The following is a 5,626-nucleotide window of genomic DNA, read 5'->3' on the forward strand; positions in this document are numbered from 1 at the left end:
CAAACGACCGACACCGACCATCCACCGCCAACCCCCGCTGACGCGAAAACTCCACAAACGCCACCGGCGACGCCATCACCGTCACCCCGCCGACCAGGGCAGCGGAGCACTCGCCCCGACGCAGGGCGCTGACCGCCAGATGCAGGGCGACCAGGGACGACGAGCAGGCGGTGTCGACGGTCAGAGTCGGGCCCTCCAGCCCGAACACGTACGCCAGGCGACCCGACGCGATGCTGCCCGCGCTGCCGCTGAACAGGTAGCCCTCGGCCTCGCCGGGCAGCCGCGGCCGGGCGCCGTAGTCGTGGTACATGCTGCCGAGGAAGACGCCGGTGTCGGTGCCGCGCAGCGACTCCGGGTCGATGCCGGCGTTCTCGGCGGTTTCCCATGCCACTTCCAACAGCAACCGCTGCTGCGGGTCGATGGCTTCGGCCTCGCGCGGCGAGATGCCGAAGAAGTCCGCGTCGAACAGATCCGCGTCGTACAGGAAGCCGCCCTCACCCGCGTACGACTTGCCCACCGCTTCGGGGTCCGGGTCGACCAGGTCGGCCGGCCAACCCCGGTTCTCCGGGAACGGACCGACCGCGTCGCGCTCGGCCAGCACCAGATCCCACAGCTCGTCCGGTGAGGTGACGCCACCCGGGTAGCGGCAGCCCATGCCGACCACCGCGATCGGCTCCCGATCCTGGTCCTCGGCGGCCCGCAGCCGGGCCCGCAGGTCCTGTGAGTCGGCGATGGCGCGCTTGAGGTAGTCGCGCAACTTCTGCTCGTCGGCCACGGTCGTCTCCCGCTCAGTCGAGGTCGTCGATCAGCGCGAACAGCGCTTCGTCACTGGCTGTGTCAAGGTCAACGGTGGCCGGGGAATCGGGGGCCGCCAGGGTGAGCAGCTGCCGCAGCCGGTCGGCGATCGTGCCGTCGCCGGGTCCGCCGTCGCGCAGAAGTGCCTCCAGCCGGTCGAGTTCGGCGTGCACGCCGTCGTCGGGTGGGCTGTCGGCCATCAGGTCGTCCAGGTAGGCGACCAACGCGGCCGGGGTCGGGTGGTCGAACGCCAGCGTCGCGGGCAGCCGGTGCCCGGTCGCCGTACCGAGCCGGTTACGCAGCTCGACCGCGGTGAGCGAGTCGAACCCGAGGTCGGTCAGGGCGCGGTCCAGGTCGATGCCGTCCGGGTCGCTGCGGCCGAGCACGCCGGCGACCTGCGCCCGTACCAGACCGGTGAGCAGGTCGCGTCGTTGTTCCGGTGAGCGGCCAGCCAGTTGTGCGGCCAGGGCGGGCCGGTCGGCGGCGACGGCCGCGGAGGCCGCCGGCAGGGCGGGCACGGCCAGGTCGCGCAGCACGGCCGGCGGGTCGGTGAGGCGGCGGACGTCGAAGCGGGTGACGGCGAACGCCGGTCCGCCGTCGGTGAGCGCGGCGTCGAACAGCCGCATCGCTTCCTCGTCGGCAAGTGGCCGCAGTCCCAGCCGGGCCACCCGCTGCCGGTCGGTGTCGGACAGGTGCCCGGACAGGGCGCTGCTCTGTGCCCACAGGCCCCAGCCGAGGGAGACGGCGGGCAGTCCGGCCGCGCGGCGGTGCTGTGCCAGCGCGTCGAGGAAGGCGTTGGCGGCGGCGTAGTTGCCCTGTCCGGCGGTGCCGAGGGTGCCGGCCACCGAGGAGTACAGCAGGAACAGTGCCGGTGGCCGGTCGGCCGTCAGCTCGTGCAGGTGCCAGGCGGCGTCCACCTTGGGTGCCAGCACATGGTCGAGGTCGTCGCCGGTGAGCGCGGTGATGGTGCGGTCACGGGTGGTGCCGGCGACGTGGGCGACGGCGGCGGGTGGCCGGTCGAGTCCGTCGAGCACGGCGGCGAGGGCGGCACGGTCGCTGACGTCGCAGGCGAGGGTGCGTACGGCAGCTCCGAGATCGGTCAGTTCTTCGGCGAGGCGGTCGGCGTCGGGGGCGGCCGGTCCGCGGCGGCTGAGCAGCACCAGGTCGGTGGCGCCGTACGCGGTGACCAGGTGTCGGGTCAGGACCGCGCCCAGCGCGCCGGTGGCCCCGGTGACGAGCACCGGTCCGCCGGACAGGTCCGGCCGGGCTTCGGTGCCGGCCCGGGTGACCGGGGCCAGGCGGGGTGCCAACAGCCGACCGGCCCGGATCGCCGTCTGCGGTTCGGTGGTGGCGGCGACGGCGGCGAGGGCCGCCCAGGAGGGGTCGGTGTCGTCCACGTCGACCAGCCGGAAGCGGCCCGGCTGTTCGGCCTGAGCGGACCGGACGAGGCCCCACACCGCGGCCTGGACCGGGTCGGGGTCGGCGCCGGTGGTGGTCGCGACCGCATGCCGGGTCACCAGCACCAGTTCCGCGCGGGTGTCGTCGGCCAGCCAACGGCGCAGCAGGTCGAGGGTGGCGGTCAGGCTCTGTCGTACCCGTTGCGGTGGGGTGGCGGCCGGGTCGCCGTCCGGGGCGGCCACGAACACCGCAGCTGTGGCGGGCAGGTCGCCGACCGTGGCGTACGCGGGAAGCCCGGTGGCATCCGGCAGGCCGAGCGTCGCCGCGTCCACCGGCGCGCCGTTCGGGGCAGGCACCGGACGCCAGGTGAGCCGGTGCAGCCCGTCCGGGACAGCGGCCGGGCCGGCGGCGCGGGGCAGCAACCGCAGCCGATCCACGGTCAGTACCGGACCGCCGGCCGGGTCGGTGGCGTTCAGCGACACCACCGTGCCGTCCTCGCCGGTCTCGTGGACGGTGAGGGTGACCCGCAGCGTGGACGCGCCGCTGGCGTGCAGGCGTACCCCGGTGAACGCGAACGGCAGCACCTCGGCGCCCACCTCGTCCGGTGCCGCGGCCACCAGGGGCAGCAGCGGGTGCAGCGCGGCGTCGAGCAGCGCAGGGTGCAGGGCGTAGCCGGCGGCCTCGGGCAGTTGGTCCTCGGCGAGGGTGACCTCGACGTACCGTTCGCCGGGGCGGCGCCACAGCCGGGTCATCCGGCGGAACGCCGGTCCGTAGTGGTAGCCGAGGCCGGCGAGCCGGTCGTAGACGTCGTCGAGCGCGACCGGTTCGGCGTCCTGCGGTGGCCACGGGCCGGACGGTGGGGCGGGCGTCGGTGCGGGGGTGAGCAGGCCGTCGGCGTGCCGGGTCCACGGGTGCCCGGCGGCGGCGCCGGCGGGGCGGGCGTACACGGCGACCGTGCGGCTGCCGTCGTCGGCCGGGGCGTCGGCCACCACCTGCACGGCGACCGGTTCACGTCCGTCGAACGGCAGCGGGGTGCTCAGGGTCAGCTCGGCCAGTTGGTGGCAGGCGACCTGCGCGCCGGCCCGCAGCACCAGGTCGGTCAGGGCGCTGCCGGGTACCAGCGGGACGTCGCCGGGGCGATGCTCGGCCAGCCAGGCGCCGCCGGTCGCATCGAGTCGGCCGGTCAGTACGGCGGTGTCCGAGCCGGCCACATCGACGGCCGCGCCGAGCAGCGGGTGGGCGGTGTCGTGCTGTCCGGCTGCGGCCGGGCCGGCGGCACGGGCGTCCAGCCAGTAGCGGCGGCGCCGGAACCGGTAGGTGGGCAGCGGCACCGGGCGGCTGCCGGGGTGTACCCGTTCCCAGTCCACCGGCACGCCCCGTCCGTGCAGCAGGGCCAGGGCGGTGAGCACGGTCTCCGGCTCGTCGCGGCCGGCACGCAGCATCGGGACGACGAGGCCGGGCGGGTCGCCCAGTGTGGCTGCGGCCAGTCCGGTCAGTACGGCGTCGGGACCGATCTCGACCAGGTCGGTGACGCCCGTACGGTGCAGGGTGCGGACCGCGTCGGCGAATCGCACCGGCTGCCGCACGTGCCGCACCCAGTAGTCGGCGCTGCGCAGCTCGCTGGCGGTAGCCGGGTCGCCGGTGGTGTCGGAGACGACGGTGAGCACGGGTTCGCGGAAGGTGAGTCCGTCGATCGCCTGGCGGAACTCGTCGAGCACACCGTCCATGTGGTGTGAGTGGAAGGCGTGGCTGACCGGCAGCGCGGTGGCCCGCCGGCCGCGGGATCGCCAGTGTTCGACGGTGTCCTGGACGGCGGCGCGGTCCCCGGCGACGACTGTGGATCGGGGGGCGTTGACTGCGGCCACGGTCAGGTCGGTACGGCCGGCCAGCCAGTCGCGGACCTCGTCTTCGGTGGCGTCCAGCGCGATCATCGCGCCGTCGTCGCGGGCGGCCTGCATGGCGTGGCCGCGGGCGGCGATCAGCCGGGCGGCGTCGGCCAGGTCGAACACGCCGGCGACGTGCGCGGCGGTGATCCCGCCGACAGAGTGGCCGAGGACGGTGTCCGGTCGTACCCCGCAGGCCTCCACATGCCGGTAGAGGGCGACCTCGGTGGCGAACAGCGCGGCCTGGGTGAACACGGTCTGGCCGAGCAGGGCCGCGTCGGCGCTGTCCGGGTCGGCGAACAGGATGTCGCGCAGCGGCTGGTCGAGGTGCCCGTCGAGGTGGGCGCACACGTCGTCGAGGGCGCGGCGGTACGGTGCCGACCGGTCGTACAGGGTGCGGCCCATGCCGATGCGTTGGCTGCCCTGCCCGGTGAACAGGAACGCGAGCCGGCCGCGCGGACCGGCCGGGCCATGTGTCAGGCCGGGTGCGGATCCGCCGGTGGCCAGGGCTTCGAGGGCAGCGGCGCGGGTGTCCGGGTCGGTGCCGGTGACCACGGCCCAGCGGTGCAGGACGGTGCGGCGGGTCAGGGCAACCGCGACGCTTGTCGGGTCCGGGCGTTGGGGGCCGGTGACCAGGTCGTGCAGCGCGCGGGCCTGGTCGCTCAGGGCGGCGGGGTTGTGCCCGGACACCACCCAGGCGACCGGGCTGCCCGGTTCGGTGTCGGCGGCCGGTTCGGTGTCGGCGGCCGGGGCTTGTTCGAGGATGACGTGGGCGTTGGTGCCACTGATTCCGAAGGAGGAGACTGCCGCGCGGCGGGGACGGCCGGTGTCGGGCCAGTCTTGCCGGGACGACAGCAGCCGCACCGCACCGGAGTCCCAGTCGACCATGGGTGACGGCACTTCACAGTGCAGTGAGCGGGGCGCCACTCCGGCCCGCATCGCCTGCACCATCTTGATCACACCACCCACACCCGCAGCAGCCTGGGCATGACCGATGTTCGACTTCAACGAGCCGAGCAACACCGGCACACCACCGGTACGGGACCCGTACGTGGCCAACACCGCCTGCGCCTCGATCGGGTCACCCAACGACGTACCCGTGCCGTGCGCCTCCACCACGTCCACATCCGACGCCGACAGGCCTGCCACACCCAACGCGGCACGGATGACCCGCTCCTGGGCGGGGCCGTTGGGGGCGGTCATGCCGTTGGAGGCACCGTCGGAGTTGACCGCGCTGCCGGGTATCACGGCGAGGATCTGGTGGCCCTTGGCGCGGGCCACTGACAGGCGTTCGAGCAGCAGCAGGCCGGCGCCTTCGGACCAGCCGGTGCCGGTGGCGTCGGCGGCGAACGACCGGCAGCGGCCGTCCGTTGCCAGGGCGCGTTGGCGGGAGAACTCGACGAATGCCGTGGGCGACGCCATCACTGTCACCCCGCCGACCAGGGCGGCGGAGCATTCCCCGCGGCGTAGGGCGGTGGCGGCCAGGTGCAGGGCGACCAGGGACGACGAGCAGGCGGTGTCGACGGTCAGGGTCGGGCCGTTGAGGCCGT

General features: G+C 74.4%; 2 protein-coding genes. Both read right to left on the reverse strand.

The features are described 5' to 3' along the window. On the reverse strand, nt 1–775 hold a 775-nt coding region (locus C1A38_RS30040; RefSeq protein ID WP_199180379.1), incomplete at its 3' end, for a beta-ketoacyl synthase N-terminal-like domain-containing protein. Between the two features lie 13 nt (nt 776–788). Next, a partial coding sequence (locus C1A38_RS30045; RefSeq protein WP_146017655.1) for a type I polyketide synthase occupies nt 789–5,626 on the reverse strand: 4,838 nt, incomplete at its 5' end.

Source organism: Verrucosispora sp. ts21 (genome assembly GCF_002879555.1).
GTDB lineage: Bacteria > Actinomycetota > Actinomycetes > Mycobacteriales > Micromonosporaceae > Micromonospora > Micromonospora gifhornensis.